The 17,136-nt window shown below is 43.2% G+C and carries 14 protein-coding genes; 11 read left to right on the forward strand and 3 right to left on the reverse strand.

Annotated elements, in window-relative coordinates; all coding sequences use genetic code 11:
* Nucleotides 1–187: 187 nt before the first annotated feature.
* The 3 genes from INT03_RS02915 to INT03_RS02925 form a co-directional block, all read right to left on the reverse strand.
* On the reverse strand, nt 188–1,780 hold the full coding sequence (locus tag INT03_RS02915) for a chromosome condensation regulator RCC1 (protein ID WP_193007511.1): 1,593 nt from the start codon (nt 1,778–1,780) through the stop codon (nt 188–190).
* Nucleotides 1,781–2,002: 222 nt separating this feature from the next.
* A complete protein-coding gene (corA, locus tag INT03_RS02920; RefSeq protein ID WP_193007512.1) occupies nt 2,003–3,217 on the reverse strand; it encodes a magnesium/cobalt transporter CorA in 1,215 nt (404 codons plus the stop codon).
* A gap of 74 nt (nt 3,218–3,291) precedes the next feature.
* On the reverse strand, nt 3,292–3,681 hold the full coding sequence (locus tag INT03_RS02925) for a DUF2237 family protein (protein ID WP_045451983.1): 390 nt from the start codon (nt 3,679–3,681) through the stop codon (nt 3,292–3,294).
* 479 nt (nt 3,682–4,160) lie between these two features.
* Between INT03_RS02925 and INT03_RS02930 the strand changes: the two genes are divergently transcribed.
* The 11 genes from INT03_RS02930 (at nt 4,161) to bamB (ending at nt 17,022) form a co-directional block, all read left to right on the forward strand.
* Complete coding sequence (locus INT03_RS02930; protein ID WP_193007513.1) at nt 4,161–5,468, forward strand: ATP phosphoribosyltransferase regulatory subunit; 1,308 nt, start codon at nt 4,161–4,163, stop codon at nt 5,466–5,468.
* Between the two features lie 118 nt (nt 5,469–5,586).
* Nucleotides 5,587–6,876, forward strand: a complete 1,290-nt coding sequence (locus INT03_RS02935) for an adenylosuccinate synthase (protein WP_045444847.1) — start codon at nt 5,587–5,589, stop codon at nt 6,874–6,876.
* A gap of 332 nt (nt 6,877–7,208) precedes the next feature.
* Nucleotides 7,209–7,625 (forward strand): lysozyme inhibitor LprI family protein, encoded by a 417-nt coding sequence (locus tag INT03_RS02940; protein ID WP_193007514.1) that lies wholly within the window; start codon nt 7,209–7,211, stop codon nt 7,623–7,625.
* A gap of 438 nt (nt 7,626–8,063) precedes the next feature.
* Complete coding sequence (ndk, locus tag INT03_RS02945) at nt 8,064–8,495, forward strand: nucleoside-diphosphate kinase (RefSeq protein WP_055124481.1); 432 nt, start codon at nt 8,064–8,066, stop codon at nt 8,493–8,495.
* Nucleotides 8,496–8,914: 419 nt separating this feature from the next.
* Nucleotides 8,915–10,156: a 23S rRNA (adenine(2503)-C(2))-methyltransferase RlmN gene (rlmN, locus tag INT03_RS02950; protein ID WP_193007515.1), complete on the forward strand. Its 1,242-nt coding sequence runs from the start codon at nt 8,915–8,917 to the stop codon at nt 10,154–10,156.
* Between the two features lie 216 nt (nt 10,157–10,372).
* On the forward strand, nt 10,373–11,320 hold the full coding sequence (gene pilW, locus INT03_RS02955; protein WP_226950258.1) for a type IV pilus biogenesis/stability protein PilW: 948 nt from the start codon (nt 10,373–10,375) through the stop codon (nt 11,318–11,320).
* Entirely contained in the window at nt 11,317–12,129 is an 813-nt protein-coding gene (locus INT03_RS02960; protein WP_045451748.1) for a helix-turn-helix domain-containing protein, read from the forward strand. The genes pilW and INT03_RS02960 overlap by 4 nt, the downstream gene beginning before the upstream one ends.
* Nucleotides 12,130–12,262: 133 nt before the next feature.
* On the forward strand, nt 12,263–13,378 hold the full coding sequence (ispG, locus tag INT03_RS02965; protein ID WP_045444859.1) for a flavodoxin-dependent (E)-4-hydroxy-3-methylbut-2-enyl-diphosphate synthase: 1,116 nt from the start codon (nt 12,263–12,265) through the stop codon (nt 13,376–13,378).
* Between the two features lie 64 nt (nt 13,379–13,442).
* Complete coding sequence (gene hisS, locus INT03_RS02970) at nt 13,443–14,732, forward strand: histidine--tRNA ligase (protein ID WP_193007516.1); 1,290 nt, start codon at nt 13,443–13,445, stop codon at nt 14,730–14,732.
* Between the two features lie 55 nt (nt 14,733–14,787).
* On the forward strand, nt 14,788–15,573 hold the full coding sequence (locus INT03_RS02975; RefSeq protein ID WP_193007517.1) for a YfgM family protein: 786 nt from the start codon (nt 14,788–14,790) through the stop codon (nt 15,571–15,573).
* 240 nt (nt 15,574–15,813) lie between these two features.
* Nucleotides 15,814–17,022 carry an outer membrane protein assembly factor BamB gene (bamB, locus tag INT03_RS02980; RefSeq protein WP_193007518.1) on the forward strand — a complete coding sequence of 403 codons (1,209 nt, stop codon included), beginning with the start codon at nt 15,814–15,816 and terminating at the stop codon, nt 17,020–17,022.
* Nucleotides 17,023–17,136 lie beyond the last annotated feature (114 nt).

Genomic DNA, 17,136 nt, shown 5'->3' on the forward strand with positions numbered 1-17,136 from the left:
ATCGTCAGCCTATTTAGAGGGCTGTCGATTTAATTGAGGATATCCTGAGGAGTATGCGATAAGCTACCACGCAATAGTTAGGCGTATTAACTCAAACAAGCAGCATAAACGAGGCTGCTTGTTTGAGAATTTTATGATAGGAAATTCAACCAACTATGCACTGTTTACTTCGTCATGCTTAAAGCACTTATAGCTGACTAGGTAAAGCAACTGGGATAGGGTTGTTATACATCCAAATATGAGTGGTGTCTTTGTTGCCGAGTGAGCCTTCAAAGCTCCAGCCCCACGTAAATAAATGACCAGTTTTCAGCGTATTATTATCTTGGTCAAACGATTTTTCATGAGCAATTAGATGCATGGCACCCATGGCCATATTATCGATATTCTTTAGATTCGGCAGCTTATTGGTTGGTTCATCTAGGTCGTTGTAAATGGTCTTGCCTGCGCCGTTTGTCTCCCCAAACATGCCCCATGCATAGAGAATACCATCCGTTTTTGATGAGCCATTATTAGTGGCGACATTGTCCAGTAACGCATAGCTAGCATTGCCATTGGCATAGACGCGGCGAACTTCTTTATCTGTAAACCAAGGTAGTTTGGTCGGTGAGGTAATGACATCTGCCCATGCCTTTTCGCTGCCATTAAATGTCTCACCATTGTAGCCCAATTGACTAGTGGCATTTAACCCCCAGCCATACACTGCGTCTTTATTGGTCAATGCTAAGATATGGTCTTTGCCAGCCGTCAATTGGGTCACTTTTTCTACATCTATAGCGGGTTGGTCGTCAGCTTTTTGAGTGGCGTCATCTGTCTTAGCATTAATGGCGTTATTAATCGTTTCATTAATGACATGAATACGTACAGGGGTTGCATTGACGTTGATACAGTTGGTTGTAGTGTTACAGACTTTGCCTTTGCCAAGGTTGGCGTAAGCATCGCTGCCCCAACCCCAAACCTGACCTTTGTCATCTAAGGCATAAGAGCTATTGCCACTAACAACCACCTGCACGATATGTCCTGCCTCTGTGGCTGCTGAGAAGTCAACTTTGACAGGGGTGCTGCTATCGGTGCTGGTATTATTACCAAGCTGACCGTGTCCATTGGCACCAAAGGCCCAAACCGTACCCTCTTCGGTCAATACCAAGTTATGGCTATAGCCGGGTGCGACCATGACGGCATTTTCGATACCTTCGATCGCGCTGATATCCAAACGACAGTCTGCAGTTTTGCTACAGTCATTACGACCTCCGTCACCGCGACCCAGCTGCCCGTATTTGTCTTCGCCCCAACTATAAACTTGACCATTTTGAGCAATAGCGAGTGAATGATTTTGATTAAAGCCAATAGATATCAGGTCTTTTGGTGCGCTGTTCATTAGCATCGGCGTGTCTGGATGTCCCATAATATCGCTGATTTTTGTGGTCAGACCGAGTCCTGTCTGACCATAGTTGTTGCGACCCCAACCATATAGCTGACCATCACGCAGGGCAGCGGTATGCGAACCACCTGCCGCTATCGTATCGCCTACGTAGATGGTTTTGGTTGAGCGTATGATATTACCGGCATTGTCTGTGGCTTCTAAGACAAGGGTATTGCTACCTAGCGTTAATAAAATACGATCATCAAAATAACCGTCAGTATCTAGCGTTAGCGCTTGGGCTGATTCGTTATTATGCATATAAGTCAATGATTTGACGCCGCTGCTATCTTGTACTTGTCCTGAGACAAATACCGCTGCAACCGCGCTATAGCCAGCCGTAAAATAACAAAACCGTCCCATACAAATCCGACGGTTGTAGGATTTGTGCTATTGACCGAGTCAATCGTATATGATGGCGTTGGAATAGTAGAAATGGCGGCAAGAGTTTAGCAAGAATAAATGTGAATAGTATTACAAATAAGAATTATTATCAATAATAAAGTGAAAAAACAGCACCATGAAGGATGCTGTTTTTAAAAGCTGAACGCTGACTATCAATGAAACATTAACTATAAATTTTAGTTATAACCATTTAAGCCTTTTAAAATTGTAATATAAATAGCCACATAATGATCCAATGATGAGCATGATGACAAAGTAGGAATATTGCCAATGCAGCTCGGGCATGAAATCAAAGTTCATCCCATAGATACCTGCAATGGCCGTCGGTACAGCTAAAATACCTGCCCAAGCAGCAAGCTTACGCACCACCTCGTTCTGTCCCATATTAACCATGGCCATATAGGTATTCATGACCACACTCAGCATCTCGTTTAGACCGTTAATGGCGTCTAATGAGTGTAGCAAATGGTCATTGACGTCGCGGAAGTAGGGCTTAGCGGCCTGAGAAAACCCAGAGACCATCTCGCTTTTTTTATGATTGATAAAAAAACTACAGATATCCTGTACTGGTAAAATAATCGCCCGCATATGTACGAGTTGCGATTTGAGCTCATAAAGGTTTTTTAATGTACCTTTATCAAACTCATAGGTAAACACGTAACGTTCTTGCTCACGCAAATAGCGACCTAAACGATCGGTAATCGGCATATAATTATCCACGATAAAATCGAGAATAGCATGCAGTACAAATATCGGCCCCATACGCAGCTTTTCAGGGCGACGATGACAATGCTCACGGACAGGTGCGTAGGAGTTTGATGGACCATTACGGATGGTAATCAGGTAGTTTTTGCCCATAAATATCGCGGTGGTGCCATAGCGAATGACATTGTCCTCAAGCTTAGCGGTACGCAATACCACAAACACCATGTCATTGTCATAGTTCTCGACTTTGGCACGCTGGTGATCGGCAAATGCATCTTCGATTGCCAGTTCATGTAGTCCAAAGGCTTCTTTGACTTTGACCATGGTTTCTAGGCTTGGATCATAGAGACCAAGCCAAATAAACTGACCATTATTATTTAAGGCACGACTAACATCGTTTAGCGCTAATTTATCGAGATTTTCACCGGTCTTACGTGAATAAGCATAGCAATTGACGACTTCATCGGCACTGGAAGAGTCAATATCCTCATAGCGTTCAGAGTCAGGATCGTAGACCGTCATGGTCTCGATGGTGTCCTCAGTGGTGGTATCAGCATCGCCATAGATATAGCTGTCGTCATTGTCTAGATAGAGATGTTCCTCATTCATATCGGCGTAAATACGATTGATATTAGAGTTAGGTGCAATACGCGCGGTTTTTTTGATCAACTGGTCGTTATTGTTTTCCATACACCCTCCCTTTATAAAGTAAAAAACGTGTCACAATCAGAACTTATAATGATTGTTGTTAATAATGATCGTTATTAAAGGGCGTAACTTTTCAAAGTATCAATATCGACCAAGCTCAATAAGCTTTCGTGGCAAGCTTCTAGTTTGATTTGCGGGGCAATATCAAAGTCCAAAGCTTCAACCCAGCGTAACGCGCAAATGCACCAATAATCACCAGGCTTGAGACCAGAAAATCCATACTCAGGTAGCGGCGTAATCAAATCATTGCCGCGACTGGCAGAAAAGTTCAAAAACTCGCTGGTCATCTTGGCGCATACGGTGTGCTGACCGACGTCATGGTTGCCAGTATGACAAAAGCCGTTGCGGTAATAACCGGTAATAGGGTCAAAGCAGCAGCTGGCAAGTGCCGTACCTAAGACATTGGCTTGATTGTTGGCAGGGTTTGGGTGGTAATCAGATGACATAAGGCTTCCGAGATAAAAATATGGCTTAGTGTACCATGAGTCGGTATCGAAGGCGTTGTTCTCACTTTGCTCATTATTTTCTTTATGATATAAAATGATGGTAACCATTTTTGAGTCAACGATTACTTATATAGTCTACAGATAACCTTCATAGATTAAGTGCTGATAAGACGTAATTAGATAGTAATTGTGGCTAATTGTCACTAGGCGAACCTTGGCTGCTATGCTAAACTAAAGCATAAAGTGCCTTGATTATTTAACGCCGTTTATTAGCGCATAAAGATACTCGTCTTATCATTCTAAATTATACTTATTACTCACCCTTTTGCGGCTACCTAGTTTGTTTATAAATAATTGGGTCAATGATGTTGCGCGTTAAAAATAAAAATGCATGGCGTCAATGCAATTGTAAATATAACCTTTAAGTACCGCATCAGTACCGCGTTTTTGGTAAGCGATACGCCAAACAAGGATTTATTGTGTCTGTCAGTTCTGATTCTGCAAAACTTGCCCAGTTAAATACGACTAATGAAGCGGCGGCTCAGCCTGCTGAAAACACTGCTACCTCTACTAGCATGCCATATTTGAACAACTTTGCCAGCGACGTTGCCAATAGCTGGTTGTTGCCTGATGGGGTGGTGGATGTGCTGTTCGAAGATGCGCGTAAGCAAGAAGTGCTTAGGTATCAGCTGACTCAGCAGCTTATTGGTCATGGTTATCAGTTGGTTAATCCACCAATGATTGAATTTACTGAGTCATTGTTGAGTGGCGCCTCAGAAGATTTAAAGCGTCAAACTTTCAAGATTATCGATCAGCTAACGGGTCGCTTGATGGGTCTGCGTGCGGATATTACCCCGCAGATTTTGCGTATTGATGCGCATTGGGGCGGCACAGGTATTGCGCGTTATTGCTATGCAGGTGATGTAATTCATACCTTGCCATTAGGGCTGTTTGGCTCACGTACGCCTTTGCAGCTCGGCGCTGAAATATTTGGCTGTGCTTCACTTGCCGCAGATATTGAGCTGATAGATGTGTTGTTTGGTATGATAAATAAGCTAAATATGAGTGCGACGCTGCATATAGACTTGGGTCATGTGGCGATATTCAAACGCTTGGCTGAGTTGGCAGCGTTGTCTGATAATGACACTGAGCAACTCATGCATTTATATGCCAATAAGAATCTACCAGAGCTAAAGCGTATCTGCCAGTTATTGCCAATGGGTGATGATTTTTATGCTTTGGCACGTTTTGGTCATGATATTACCAATCTATTGGCGAGATTGTCAGAGACTGCACAGCAGGACACGCAAATCGCGACTGCTATCAATGAATTACAACGCCTAAAAACACATCTACAAGACCAGTGGCAATGCCCTGTGAGTATCGATGTGACGGAATTATCAGGCTATCATTACCACACGGGTATTGTGTTCAACGGCTATATCAATAGTGAGACGCAACCTCTGGTACGTGGCGGTCGTTTCGATGGTATGCAAAGCGGCAATCAGTTAGCAATCAATCAGCCACGTGAAGCCACTGGTTTTAGTATGGATGTCAGTCGTTTGCTTGCACACACGCAGCTTGAGGCACCAATCATCGTATTGGTCGACTATGAAGCATTGAGCAGTGCGAACCAAGAACAGAGACAGATACTGCTACAGCAGGTTGAGAGTTTACGTGAGCAAGGCTATCGCGTCACCATGCCATTGAACGCAGAAGATTGTCCCTCTGATATGACGCATCTTTTGAGCTTTATAGATAATCATTGGCAGTTACAGAGTATTTAAGCATTAATTTAAATAGTATTACCATTTTTTAACGTCTTTAAAATCAAGATAACGAAAGTTATCACAGGTTTTAAACCGTTATTGCACACACCTCAATACATAAAGGTAAGGATTGATCATGGGTAAGAATGTCGTAGTTTTGGGTAGCCAATGGGGCGATGAAGGTAAAGGTAAAATCGTCGATTTACTAACCGAAAAAGCTTCAGCAGTTGCACGTTTTCAAGGCGGACATAACGCTGGTCACACGTTAGTTGTCGATGGTAAAACCACCATCCTACATTTAATCCCATCAGGTATTTTACGTGAAGGCGTTACCTGCTTCATCGGTAACGGCGTGGTGTTAGCACCTGACGCATTATTAAAAGAGATGAAAGAGCTAGAAGACAACAACGTGCCGGTACGTGAGCGTCTGCGCATATCACCGAACTGCCCACTTATCATGCCGTATCATGTGGCACTTGACCAAGCACGCGAAGCAAAACGCGGTACTGGCAAAATCGGTACGACGGGTCGCGGTATTGGACCTGCTTATGAAGATAAAGTAGCCCGCCGTGCCATCAAGCTTGCTGACTTGTTCCGTGATGATTTAGAAGAAAAACTACGCAACTTAATTGAATATCATAACTTCCAACTGACTCAGTATTATAAAGTTGAAGCGATTGATTTTGATGAGACACTTAAGCTTTGCCAAGAGTGGAAAGAAGAGATTAAAGGCATGGTTACTGATGTGACCGAAGACCTTAATCAATTGCGTCTGGCTGGCAAGAATCTGATGTTTGAAGGTGCGCAAGGTACATTGCTTGATATCGACCATGGTACTTATCCGTTTGTTACTAGCTCAAGCGTGACCGCTGGTGGCGTATCGACTGGTACAGGTATCGGTCCATTGTACTTAGATTACGTACTTGGTATCACTAAAGCTTATACTACCCGTGTCGGTAGTGGTCCATTCCCAACCGAGCTATTTGATGATGTTGGTGCGCATTTGGCTAAAGTCGGTCATGAATTTGGTGCGACTACTGGTCGAGCGCGTCGCTGTGGTTGGTTCGATGCTGAAGCGTTACGCCGTGCAGTGGTACTGAACTCTATGTCAGGTATCTGCTTAACTAAGCTTGACGTATTAGATGGTCTTGAAGAGCTACTAATTGGTGTGGGTTATAACCTGCCTGAGACTGAGTGTGCAGGTGCACATGATGCTGAATTCTATGAGTCAGTCACGCCTAAATATGAGACGATGCAAGGGTGGAGTGAGTCAACCGTTGGTATCACTAACTATGATGAACTTCCAGAAAATGCGAAAAAATATATCAAACGTATCGAAGCGTTGATTGGTTGCCCAGTTGATATTATCTCAACCGGTCCAGACCGCGAAGAGACGATTGTATTGCGCGACCCGTATGATGCTTAGTTTCTTATCATAAAACTTAATTAGTTTAAGCGTTCATAAAAAATCCCAGTGCTGAGCATTGGGATTTTTTTATGAGTATTATCTTGTGAGTAATGTCTTATAAGTAAATTCTCATCATTTTTTATTATGCTAACTATTATTAATGCCAAGTGATAAAAAGTGTTAATCACTATTAATCTCTAACGATAAAAAATCAAGATATCTGGCAATTGAATAAATTGAGATAAGAAAAAATAGTATAAAAGAGAGAATTGCTAACATTATTCTGGTTTAATTGGTATATTATGTCATAAATGCATGTAATTTTATCAATATATAAAAAGGAAAACGTGATGAAAGCGACTATTATCAAGCACTCTATAGGCAAAACAGCTCTAGCGCTGCTAACGTCTGCGGCTTTTATGTTTCCTATGCTGTCATGGGGCGCGCAAAACTGTGATAAACCCAACAATGATTTCGATGGTTTATATTGTTTAACGAAAGTATATCTAGAAGCGGATAAAGAGCTGAATAATTCTTATGCAAAATTAGCTAAGCAGTTAAATAGCCAGCAAAAATCCAAATTAAAGCGCGGACAACTGGCGTGGATACGCGAGCGTAATGACCAATGTAGTTATAATAATGATGAAGGATTTTTTGTTAATATGGGCTGTGCGACTCGGGTGACAACTGAGCGAGTGAACTTCTTAAATGATCGTGTGCGTGAATGTAGCGCTGGCAGTTGCCGCGACAGCCGCTTAGGCGAGTAGTTGTTTTTTAGTATTGCTTGAAAGCAGTGACCTTCATAGCTGCGTATTAACAAAATCCCTTAGCATTATATGCTGAGGGATTTTTGTTGGTAACACTTACATAGAGTTTTCGCCAAGTTGGTTTTATGCTCATTAATGACAAAGATAGTTAGTGATGAGATACGTAGGGTAAGAATCTGCTATTGATGAATGCTCACTTTGTCTTAAGATAAGCTGCGGTCATAAATTTACTTTTATGCAAGGTGCGGTCATAAATTAACCCTATCATTTATAGCGCTAATCATTATAATAGGCAGCAATCCTGTGTTGGCGCTCATATTATCGCATTGATAGACCATGAGTTATTTAAATACGCCTAAGTCAACATTGCGGCCAAAGATAAAACAAAGTATTTACCATCTCATTTTTATCGAATTCATTATTTATTAGGAGCTTTTCATGGCTAACGAACGTACTTTATCTATCATCAAACCTGACGCAGTAGCTGGCAACAACATCGGCGCTATCTACGATCGTTTTGAAAAATCAGGTCTAAAAATTGTTGCCGCTAAAATGATGCAACTTGATGATAAAAAAGCGGGCGGTTTTTACGCTGAGCACGCTGAGCGTCCATTCTACAACGATCTAGTATCATTTATGACTTCAGGTCCAGTATTGGTATCTGTATTAGAAGGCGAAAATGCGATCGCTAAGCATCGCGACATCATGGGTGCTACTAACCCAAAAGACGCCGCTGAAGGCACTATCCGTGCTGACTTCGCTAGCAGCATCGATGAAAACGCGGTTCATGGTTCAGATTCAGCTGAATCAGCAGCACGTGAAATCAGCTACTTCTTCAATGAAGAAGAAGTGTGTGCACGTACGCGTTAATATAGTAAACCAAATATAGTCTGTTACGTTGTCAGACTCGCTTAATGTACTCAATGTACAATTGGCGCTTGTCTTCCTTGTAACAGCTCTATATTTGATTCACTATGCACTAATAGCTTATAAAATTGACTATAAATTATTAGTGTGGCAAGACGGCTTATATCTTTTGGTATAAGCCGTTTTAGCTATTATAATAGTCTGACTATACATTGAAATTTTAGTGTTGAAATTTTAACTTTTCTCCCTCATTATTGGTTTTATATAGCGTTATCAATCCTTTATCAGCATATTACTTTCGGTTTTTGGTAAAAAATGCGCTCATAACGGATTGCTCATGCACTCATATATTGAGTACGTCTGCAACACCCATCTCAACAATTGTATCGCCTATACCAGTAGATGCAAAAAGGTTATTTATTATGTCAACTGCTCAAACTCCTATTCAAACTGACGTCCAACACGTACCTGCTAAGACTATTAAGAGTATAAAATTAGTAGACGAGGCGCAGGCGAAAACCAATCTACTAGGTATGACACAAGCGCAGCTGGCGGAATACTTTAAGAGTATTGGCGAAAAGCCGTTTCGCTCGACGCAAGTCATTAAGTGGATATATCAGCAGGGTGTCACTGATTTTGAGCAAATGACCAATCTAAGTAAATCTTTGCGTGATAAATTATCAGCCAATGCCTGCATCATTCCGCCAAAAGTGATTCATCGTCAATATAGTGATGACGGCACGCGTAAATGGGTATTTGAAGTCACGGGTGGCTCGTTGGTCGAGACCGTATTAATTCCCGCAGATGACAGCAAATTAAACGGTCGTAAAACCTTGTGTGTCTCTTCGCAAGTGGGCTGTGCGCTCGACTGTAGCTTTTGTAGTACCGGCAAGCAAGGCTTTGAGCGCGATTTAACAGCGGCTGAAATTCTTGGACAATTATGGGTGGCAAATGCCTCTTATATGACCGATGAAAACGACAGTTTAGAAAATGTTGACCATAGTTTATGGGAAAACAACGTCACCAACGTCGTCATGATGGGCATGGGCGAGCCGTTATTAAACTATCGTCCCGTTGTCAGCTCAATGGAATTGATGCTCAGTGACCATGCTTATGGTTTATCAAAACGCCGCGTTACTTTGTCGACTTCAGGTGTGGTGCCAAAAATGTACGAGTTGGCACAGGAGCTTGACGTGGCTTTAGCGATTTCATTGCACGCACCAAACGACGAGCTGCGTAATGAGCTAGTCCCAATTAATAAAAAATATCCGCTAGAGCAGTTGATGGCAGCTGCAAGAAATTACGTTTTTGAAGTAAATCCGCGCCACAAAAAACACGTGACTATTGAATATGTGATGCTAGATGGTGTCAATGATAGTAATGAGCATGCTGAGCAATTGGTCGCATTATTGGGCGATTTACCAAGTAAGATTAACCTGATACCATTTAACCCGTTCCCTCATGCAAATTATGATAAGTCGAGTAATAATCGTATTCATGCCTTCAGCAACATATTAAGTGAAGCAGGTTTTGTTTGTACCATACGTCAAACACGCGGTGATGATATTGATGCGGCATGTGGTCAATTGGTTGGGCAAGTGGCTGACAGAACGCGTCGTTCAGCCGCGTGGCAGAAAAGCATCAAGGATCGTGAAAGTGTTTAGTATGATGGTCATATAAATGGTGAATAGACATTTTCGATGTAGCATCGTATTTGTCTTTTATCTGTCGCAATGGTAATAAAAATGTATCAATAACGATTAGTTTGGATGTGCACAGCAATTAATGACAACTAAATTGTACTTATGCGGGCTAAATCTATTAAACTGATGCCTCGAGGATCGAACGCATTGAATCACAGTTTTATGATGGCGGCTATGATGACTTCTAGAAATTCTTGTCAGTTCAATTATCAAAAAATATTTTCTCAGACTTATAAGCGATTGAGTACAGCGAATGGACAAGTGGCTATTGACCCAATAGCGATGTCGAAGCGTACGGTATTAGTGACGGCATTGGTAGGGCTGCTGCTCACTGGTTGTCAAAGCACGCCGACCAATGATTTGACAAATATCGCGGCTTATCAAACGTCTACGCGACCCAATGACAATCGTAACTTAGATCAACAAGAAATTGCTCGCGTGCGCACTTCACTTGCCGCGCAATATATCCGCAAAAATGAGCTTGATACTGCTCAACGCCAACTTGAAAAAGCCTTTGCTGCCGATAGCCGTTACGCGCCAGCCTATGATATGATGGGCGTTTTGCTGCAGCAAGAGGGCAGTCGACTCAATCTCGAAAAAGCCGATCAATATTTTAAAAAAGCGATCACGCTTGATAAAGATTTTGAGCAAGCCCACAATAACTATGGCGTTTATTTGTCACAAATGAAGCGTTATCGTGAGGCGGCAGAGCAGTTTGAGATTGCGGGTTCAGCATTAGGTTACGAAGGTCGTATTGGTGCGCTAGAGAATCTAGGACGCACTTACTTACAGCTAGGGGATCGCAGTGCGGCTGCTAAAGCATTTTTACGGGCACTTGATGGCAATCGTAATAGTATTATTGCCCATATCGAGTTGGTCGACTTATTGCTTGAGCAGCAACGTGTTCCACAGGCTCAAAGGCTTTATGATGAAACCTTGGTACTGGTACAAGGGCAGGGCATTAGCCCGCGCTTGCTATTACAAGGTATCAAATTGGCCGCTGCACAAAATAACATAACGACGCGCCAGCAATTGGCACAGCAGCTTTTATCTGCTTATCCTTTAAGTGATGAAGCAAAACAACTTAAGACTTGGCTTAACAATCCAGAGGCACCATGGAAATGACCACCCCATCATTAAACACTCAATCTAACGCTCAGGGATCATTTGGTGCCGTGTTGCAGCAAGCCCGTAAAAATAAGCAAATCAGCTTAGACGAGGTAGCTGCCGAGTTATTTATTTTAAAGCGTCATTTGCAAGCGCTTGAAAATGAAAATTTTTCGGAGATGCCGCAAGCTGCTTTTGCGCGTGGGTTTGCCATCAATTATGCTAAGTTTTTGGGTTTAGATCCTGTAAAAATAGCGACCAGCTTTGATGCCGCTTATCCTACGGAGCTGAAAGCCAAGTCAGTGAATAACACGGATACGCCACTGCGTCCAATGGGCACGTTGCAACGTGATACGCACAATCGAATTCGTTTTAACCCACTACTGATCATCGCCGTTATTGGTGTCATTATTTTAGCGATTTTCTTATTTCGCATGGTGAGTAATGCCAGTAAAGAGAATGCCGAGCAGCCAGTATCGACGGTCGAAGACGTCTCAGCGATAGAGCAAGCGCAAGGGGCGGCAATCAATACTGATGAGATGGGCGTTGGTGCCTCTGGCTCTGCTCTAAACTTGGGCGGCGATGCAAGTCCAGCGTCTTTAGATGTCAAACTGACGGATACCGCCGTCGTGAGTATTACTGATGCCTCTGGTAGTAGTTTAATGAGTGGCTCGCAGACATCTGGGGATTATAAACTGTCAGGTACGCCGCCGTTTAATGTACAAATTGATAATGTTGATAATGTCAGCATAATGCTTAACCAAGAAGCGGTTGCGCTAAATACTTATGCAACGGATAAGCAAGCCAATTTTGAGTTAGCGCCTTAACTTTTTAAGCGGCTAATTTTGAATGCTAGTCTTATCGACTGCTGTACAAGATTTATTTTTAAAAGTTGCTATCTGCAAGCTATTATAAGTGTATTTTTTCTGCGTTTTTTCGCTCTAACTGAAGGGTTTGTCTATGTCAACGTCAGCGCCTATTAACCGTCGCCTTACCAAAAAAATATATGTCGGTGATGTCGCGATTGGTGGTGATGCGCCGATTAGTGTGCAGAGTATGACCAATACAGATACTTGCGATGTGGCAGCAACTGTCGCTCAAATCGAACGCTGCGTTGAAGCTGGTGCGGATTTGATGCGGGTGTCGACGCCAACGATGGATACGGTCAAAGCTTTTGGCGAAATTCGTAAGCTGGTCAGTGTGCCTTTGATTGCAGATGTGCATTTCGACCACAAAATTGCGTTAGCAGTTGCCGAAGCAGGGGCTGACTGTCTGCGTATTAATCCAGGTAACATCGGTAGCGATGCCAAAGTACGTGAAGTGGTCGCCTGTGCCAAATATTACAACATCCCTATTCGTATCGGTGTCAATGCAGGCTCGCTCGAAAAAGATATTCAGCGCAAATATACCGAGCCAACTGGCGAGGCGATGCTTGAATCAGCCATGCGCCATATTGATATATTAGATCGTCTAAATTTTGATCAATATAAAGTATCGGTTAAAGCCAGTAATGTGTTTTTGACCTTGGATGCGTATCGCCTGATTTCTGCCCAAATTGATAATCCGCTGCATTTAGGCGTCACCGAGGCGGGCGTTTATCGTACGGGCGCGGTTAAATCCGCGATTGCACTTGGCGGTTTATTATTAGATGGCATCGGTGATACCATCCGTATCTCACTGGCGGCAGAGCCTGAAGAAGAAATTAAAATCGGTTTTGATATTTTAAAATCGCTAAATATACGTTCTAATGGTGTCAACTTTATTGCGTGCCCAAGCTGCTCGCGCCAAGAGTTTGATGTGATTAGAGTCATGACCGCTTTAGAATCGCGCTTAGAAGACATTCGTGAACCGATGAACCTGTCTGTGATCGGCTGTAAAGTAAATGGTCCTGGTGAAGCGAAAGAGGCCGATATTGGTATTGTTGGTGCCGCACCAAGATCCTTGGTATATCGTATGGGTGAAAAAAGCCATCTTATCGATACCGACAATTTGGTCGATGAAATAGAAGGTATGGTACGCGCACATGCCGAAGATTTGGCTAAAAAACGCGAGAATGAGATTATCCGCGTAAAATAAAACACTATTATGAGCAAAAAATAAAAGAGACACTTGTTAAAATTTTTAAGGATACGACCGTACCATGATTAAAGCTATCAAAGGGTTTAATGATATTTTGCCTGAGCAGTCTGCAAAGTGGTTGCATTTAGAAGCGATATTGGCTGAAGTACTGGGCAGATACGGCTTTGAGCATATTCGCTTGCCAATCGTTGAGCAAACCGATTTGTTTGCGCGTGCCATTGGCGGTGCGACTGATATTGTCGAAAAAGAGATGTATAGCTTTACCGATAAGTCTGAGCCACCAACGCCGTTGGCTCTACGCCCCGAAGGTACAGCAGGTGCAGTACGTGCTGTGATTGAGCACAACTTGCTGCGCGGTGATACGCCTAAGTTATGGTATATCGGTCCAATGTTTCGCTATGAGCGTCCACAAAAAGGTCGTTATCGTCAATTTCATCAAATAGGTGTTGAAAGCTTTGGTAGTGCCTTACCAGACGCTGACGCTGAGCTGATCGCCATGACCCATTTGATGTGGCAAGAGCTGGGTCTAAAAGATGAGATGCGTTTAGAGCTAAACAGTCTGGGCGAAATTGATGAGCGTTATGCTTATCGCGAAGCATTGGTTGCTTATTTAACCGATAAAAAAGATCAGCTGGATGAAGACAGCAAGCGCCGCTTGACCACCAATCCGCTACGTATTTTAGACAGCAAAGAATCCAGCACCCAAGCTCTATTGGTAGACGCGCCGAAGTTGGCTGACTTTTTAGGTGAAGAGAGCGTGGCACACTTTGAACAAGTACAAGCCTATTTAACAGAGCTGGGTATTAATTTTGAGATCAATCCACACCTAGTACGCGGTCTTGATTATTATAACAAAACGGTTTTTGAGTGGGTGACTGACAAGCTTGGTAGCCAAGCGACCGTTTGTGCGGGCGGCCGTTATGATGGTTTGATTGGGCAACTAAAATCCATCGGTACTGATGGCAATAAGCCAGTAAAATCTGAGCCTGCTGTTGGATTTGCCATGGGGCTTGAGCGTTTATTACTATTAATGGAAGCGGTTGCGCCGATTGCTGATGTTCCAGCTTGCGATGTTTTCGTGGTTGCGCATCCAGAGGTTTATAGTGCTGGTATTGGCTATGCCCAGCGCCTACGCTATAGTCGTCCAGATATTCGGGTGAAAATGGCGAGTGCGACGAGCCTAAAAGCGCAAATGAAGAAAGCAGATAAGTCAGGTGCTGCATTGACCGTTATTATTGCGCAGCAAGAGCTGGATGATAATACCCTCAGCGTTAAAGACATGCAGACGGGCGAACAACAGACGGTTGCGACAGATTGGTTGTCGAGCAAAGAAAATTTTATCCGTCAGTAATCGATTGCGGTTTTAGCATTAGCAATTTAATAACACTTTTATCAGGTAAACACATATGGCTCTGACACCCAATTCGCCGAATGCAGACAATTCAATGCAAGCGTTAAAGCAGTATGGCAGCTATATTGTCACTGCGATTTTGTTGGCACTGGCCGCTTATTTTGGTTGGACATATTGGCAGGACAACCATGCGCGCGTAGACACCGTTGCAGCAGATCATTATGCAGACATTCAGCGGTTGAATGAAGAAGTCAGTTTGGCCTCACAAAACCCTGATTTGGAAGCAGAAGCACAAGCAGCACTTGCCCAAAGTCGCACCCAGCTAAATAAAGATATTGATGCGCTAGTTAGCAAGCATGGTGAGTCGGTTTACGCTTGGCAGGCACTGATGATTAAAGCGCGTCAGCAAGTAGATAATAATGAATTTGCCGAGGCAAGTGAAACCCTCAAAAAAGCATTGGCCATTGACTTAGGTGATGCAGGTTTACAGGCAATTACTCGTTTGCGCTATGCGACGACATTACTGGCGGCGGGCGATACGGATGCTGCATTAGCAGAAGCCAACAATGATATGCCAAGCTCATTTGAAGCCAGCCAACAAGAGTTGTTAGGGGATATTTATTTGGCACAAGACAATAAAGACTCAGCGATCAAGTCTTATAATAATGCTTGGGAGTTGTTACGCAACCGTCAAGAGACGCGTGCAGTATTGGCATTAAAGATGGAGAGTCTGGGCATCGTACCTGAGCCTATCGACGAACCAGTCAGTCTGATTCAAGAATCAAGTAGTCCTGCACAGCCCTTAGTGGAAGAAAATGCTGCTGCCGAGGTTGCGCAATAATTGTACAGTGACAAGCGCTGTTAACCAATAATAGCGTTTGCGTTCTACCTAATGCCTGATAATTGCTAGTCAATAGCGCGTATCTATAACCGTTCTACAAGCTAAGTGGTGCAGTAAAACAGCATCGGACAGACCACCAGCACTCATTGAATGTGCTTGATGAATACTAATCGCCGATCTTACATTTACTGATAACCAATTTACTAATTAATAATAATTTATTTGTAGTGAGAACTCATAATGACTCAATCTATTCGCTCTAGCAAGATATCAAAAGTTAAAACCATCAAATCGACGGTGATGCATGTGGCAGTATTGGCAGTGATGGGCACTGCATTGATTGGGTGTAATCGCGGTATTAAACCCGTCGTCAATGATCCAGTCAAGCTGGTACAGATTGCTGAGCCTATCAGTGTGTTGCAACCGGTTTTTAGCACAGATATTGGCAATAAAAAAGCCAGTAAGAAAGATCCATTAGACTTGCAAGTAGGTTATGTCAATGGACAAATCGTCACTGCATCGCGCGGTGGGGACTTGACCGGCTTTAACAGTGCAGGCGAACGTTTATGGTCGATCAACGTTGGCGATCAAATCACGGGCGGCGTTGCTTTAGATGCTTTGAGCCAAACAGCGATTATTAGCACACGCGGCGGTCAAGTGATGGCATTTGATAGTGTGACTGGCGCAAAACGCTGGCAGAAGCAGTTATCAGGATCAGTATTGACACCCGCTTTAATTACCAATAACCGTGTCATTCTATCAGCGAACGATGGCTTTTTACATGGCTTGTCACTACAGACAGGTCAGTCTGTCTGGCAGTTTGCCACACAAGTGCCAGCCATCAGTGTACGCGGTAGTGCGGCGCCAACGTTATTAGATAGCAAAACGGCATTATTGGCGACTGCTGATGGTCGTTTACATGCGGTGACGACTGATAGTGGTTTACCGCAGTGGTCAAGACGTGTTGGCGTTGGCACTGGTAGTAGTGAAGTTGAGCGCATGAGTGATGTCGATGGTACGCCGATCGTCGATAAAAACCAGCTATTTGCCATCAGTTATAGCGGTCAGTTATTAGGTATTGATTTGGCTTCGCGTCAAGTCATGTTTGTCAACGAGCTTGCCAGCTTAAAGTCACTTGCTGTAAATAACCAGCAAGTGATTGGTACCAGCTTAGAGGGCAAAGTGGTTGCATATAATCGCAGTAATGGTGAGGTTCTTTGGGAAAGTGAAGAGCTGGCTTATCGTCATTTAACCAATCCTGTAATGATTGGCAATTATATTGCCGTGGGTGATTTTGACGGCATGGTACACTTATTCGATCCAGCTAGCGGTAAAATCGTTAGCCGTGTACAAACTAAGGGTGCTTTGAGTAGCTTGCAAGTACAAGGCAGCCGCTTAATGACGCAGAGCACATCAGGACAGGTTGCTATTTGGCAATTAGCCCGCTAAGCTTTTTATCGGTTAATGCTTACTTAGATAGTATGTTTGATATTATAGTTAAGCCAACTGGTTGATTGCAATTTTAGAGAACACAAACGCTGCTTCGTCAGCGTTTAGTGCCTT

Origin of the sequence: Psychrobacter sp. PG1 (assembly GCF_014897815.1) — a bacterium.
Lineage (GTDB): Bacteria > Pseudomonadota > Gammaproteobacteria > Pseudomonadales > Moraxellaceae > Psychrobacter.

Excerpts from the sequence above, each read along its gene's own strand:
- INT03_RS02940 (WP_193007514.1), top strand. The coding sequence starts at position 7,209 with ATGAAAGCGACTATTATCAAGCACTCTATAGGCAAAACAGCTCTAGCG.
- INT03_RS02960 (WP_045451748.1), top strand. The coding sequence starts at position 11,317 with ATGACCACCCCATCATTAAACACTCAATCTAACGCTCAGGGATCATTT.
- ndk (WP_055124481.1), top strand. The coding sequence starts at position 8,064 with ATGGCTAACGAACGTACTTTATCTATCATCAAACCTGACGCAGTAGCT.
- pilW (WP_226950258.1), top strand. The coding sequence starts at position 10,373 with ATGACTTCTAGAAATTCTTGTCAGTTCAATTATCAAAAAATATTTTCT.
- INT03_RS02975 (WP_193007517.1), top strand. The coding sequence starts at position 14,788 with ATGGCTCTGACACCCAATTCGCCGAATGCAGACAATTCAATGCAAGCG.
- bamB (WP_193007518.1), top strand. The coding sequence starts at position 15,814 with ATGACTCAATCTATTCGCTCTAGCAAGATATCAAAAGTTAAAACCATC.
- rlmN (WP_193007515.1), top strand. The coding sequence starts at position 8,915 with ATGTCAACTGCTCAAACTCCTATTCAAACTGACGTCCAACACGTACCT.
- INT03_RS02915 (WP_193007511.1), bottom strand. The coding sequence starts at position 1,780 with ATGGGACGGTTTTGTTATTTTACGGCTGGCTATAGCGCGGTTGCAGCG.
- INT03_RS02935 (WP_045444847.1), top strand. The coding sequence starts at position 5,587 with ATGGGTAAGAATGTCGTAGTTTTGGGTAGCCAATGGGGCGATGAAGGT.
- hisS (WP_193007516.1), top strand. The coding sequence starts at position 13,443 with ATGATTAAAGCTATCAAAGGGTTTAATGATATTTTGCCTGAGCAGTCT.
- corA (WP_193007512.1), bottom strand. The coding sequence starts at position 3,217 with ATGGAAAACAATAACGACCAGTTGATCAAAAAAACCGCGCGTATTGCA.
- INT03_RS02925 (WP_045451983.1), bottom strand. The coding sequence starts at position 3,681 with ATGTCATCTGATTACCACCCAAACCCTGCCAACAATCAAGCCAATGTC.
- ispG (WP_045444859.1), top strand. The coding sequence starts at position 12,263 with ATGTCAACGTCAGCGCCTATTAACCGTCGCCTTACCAAAAAAATATAT.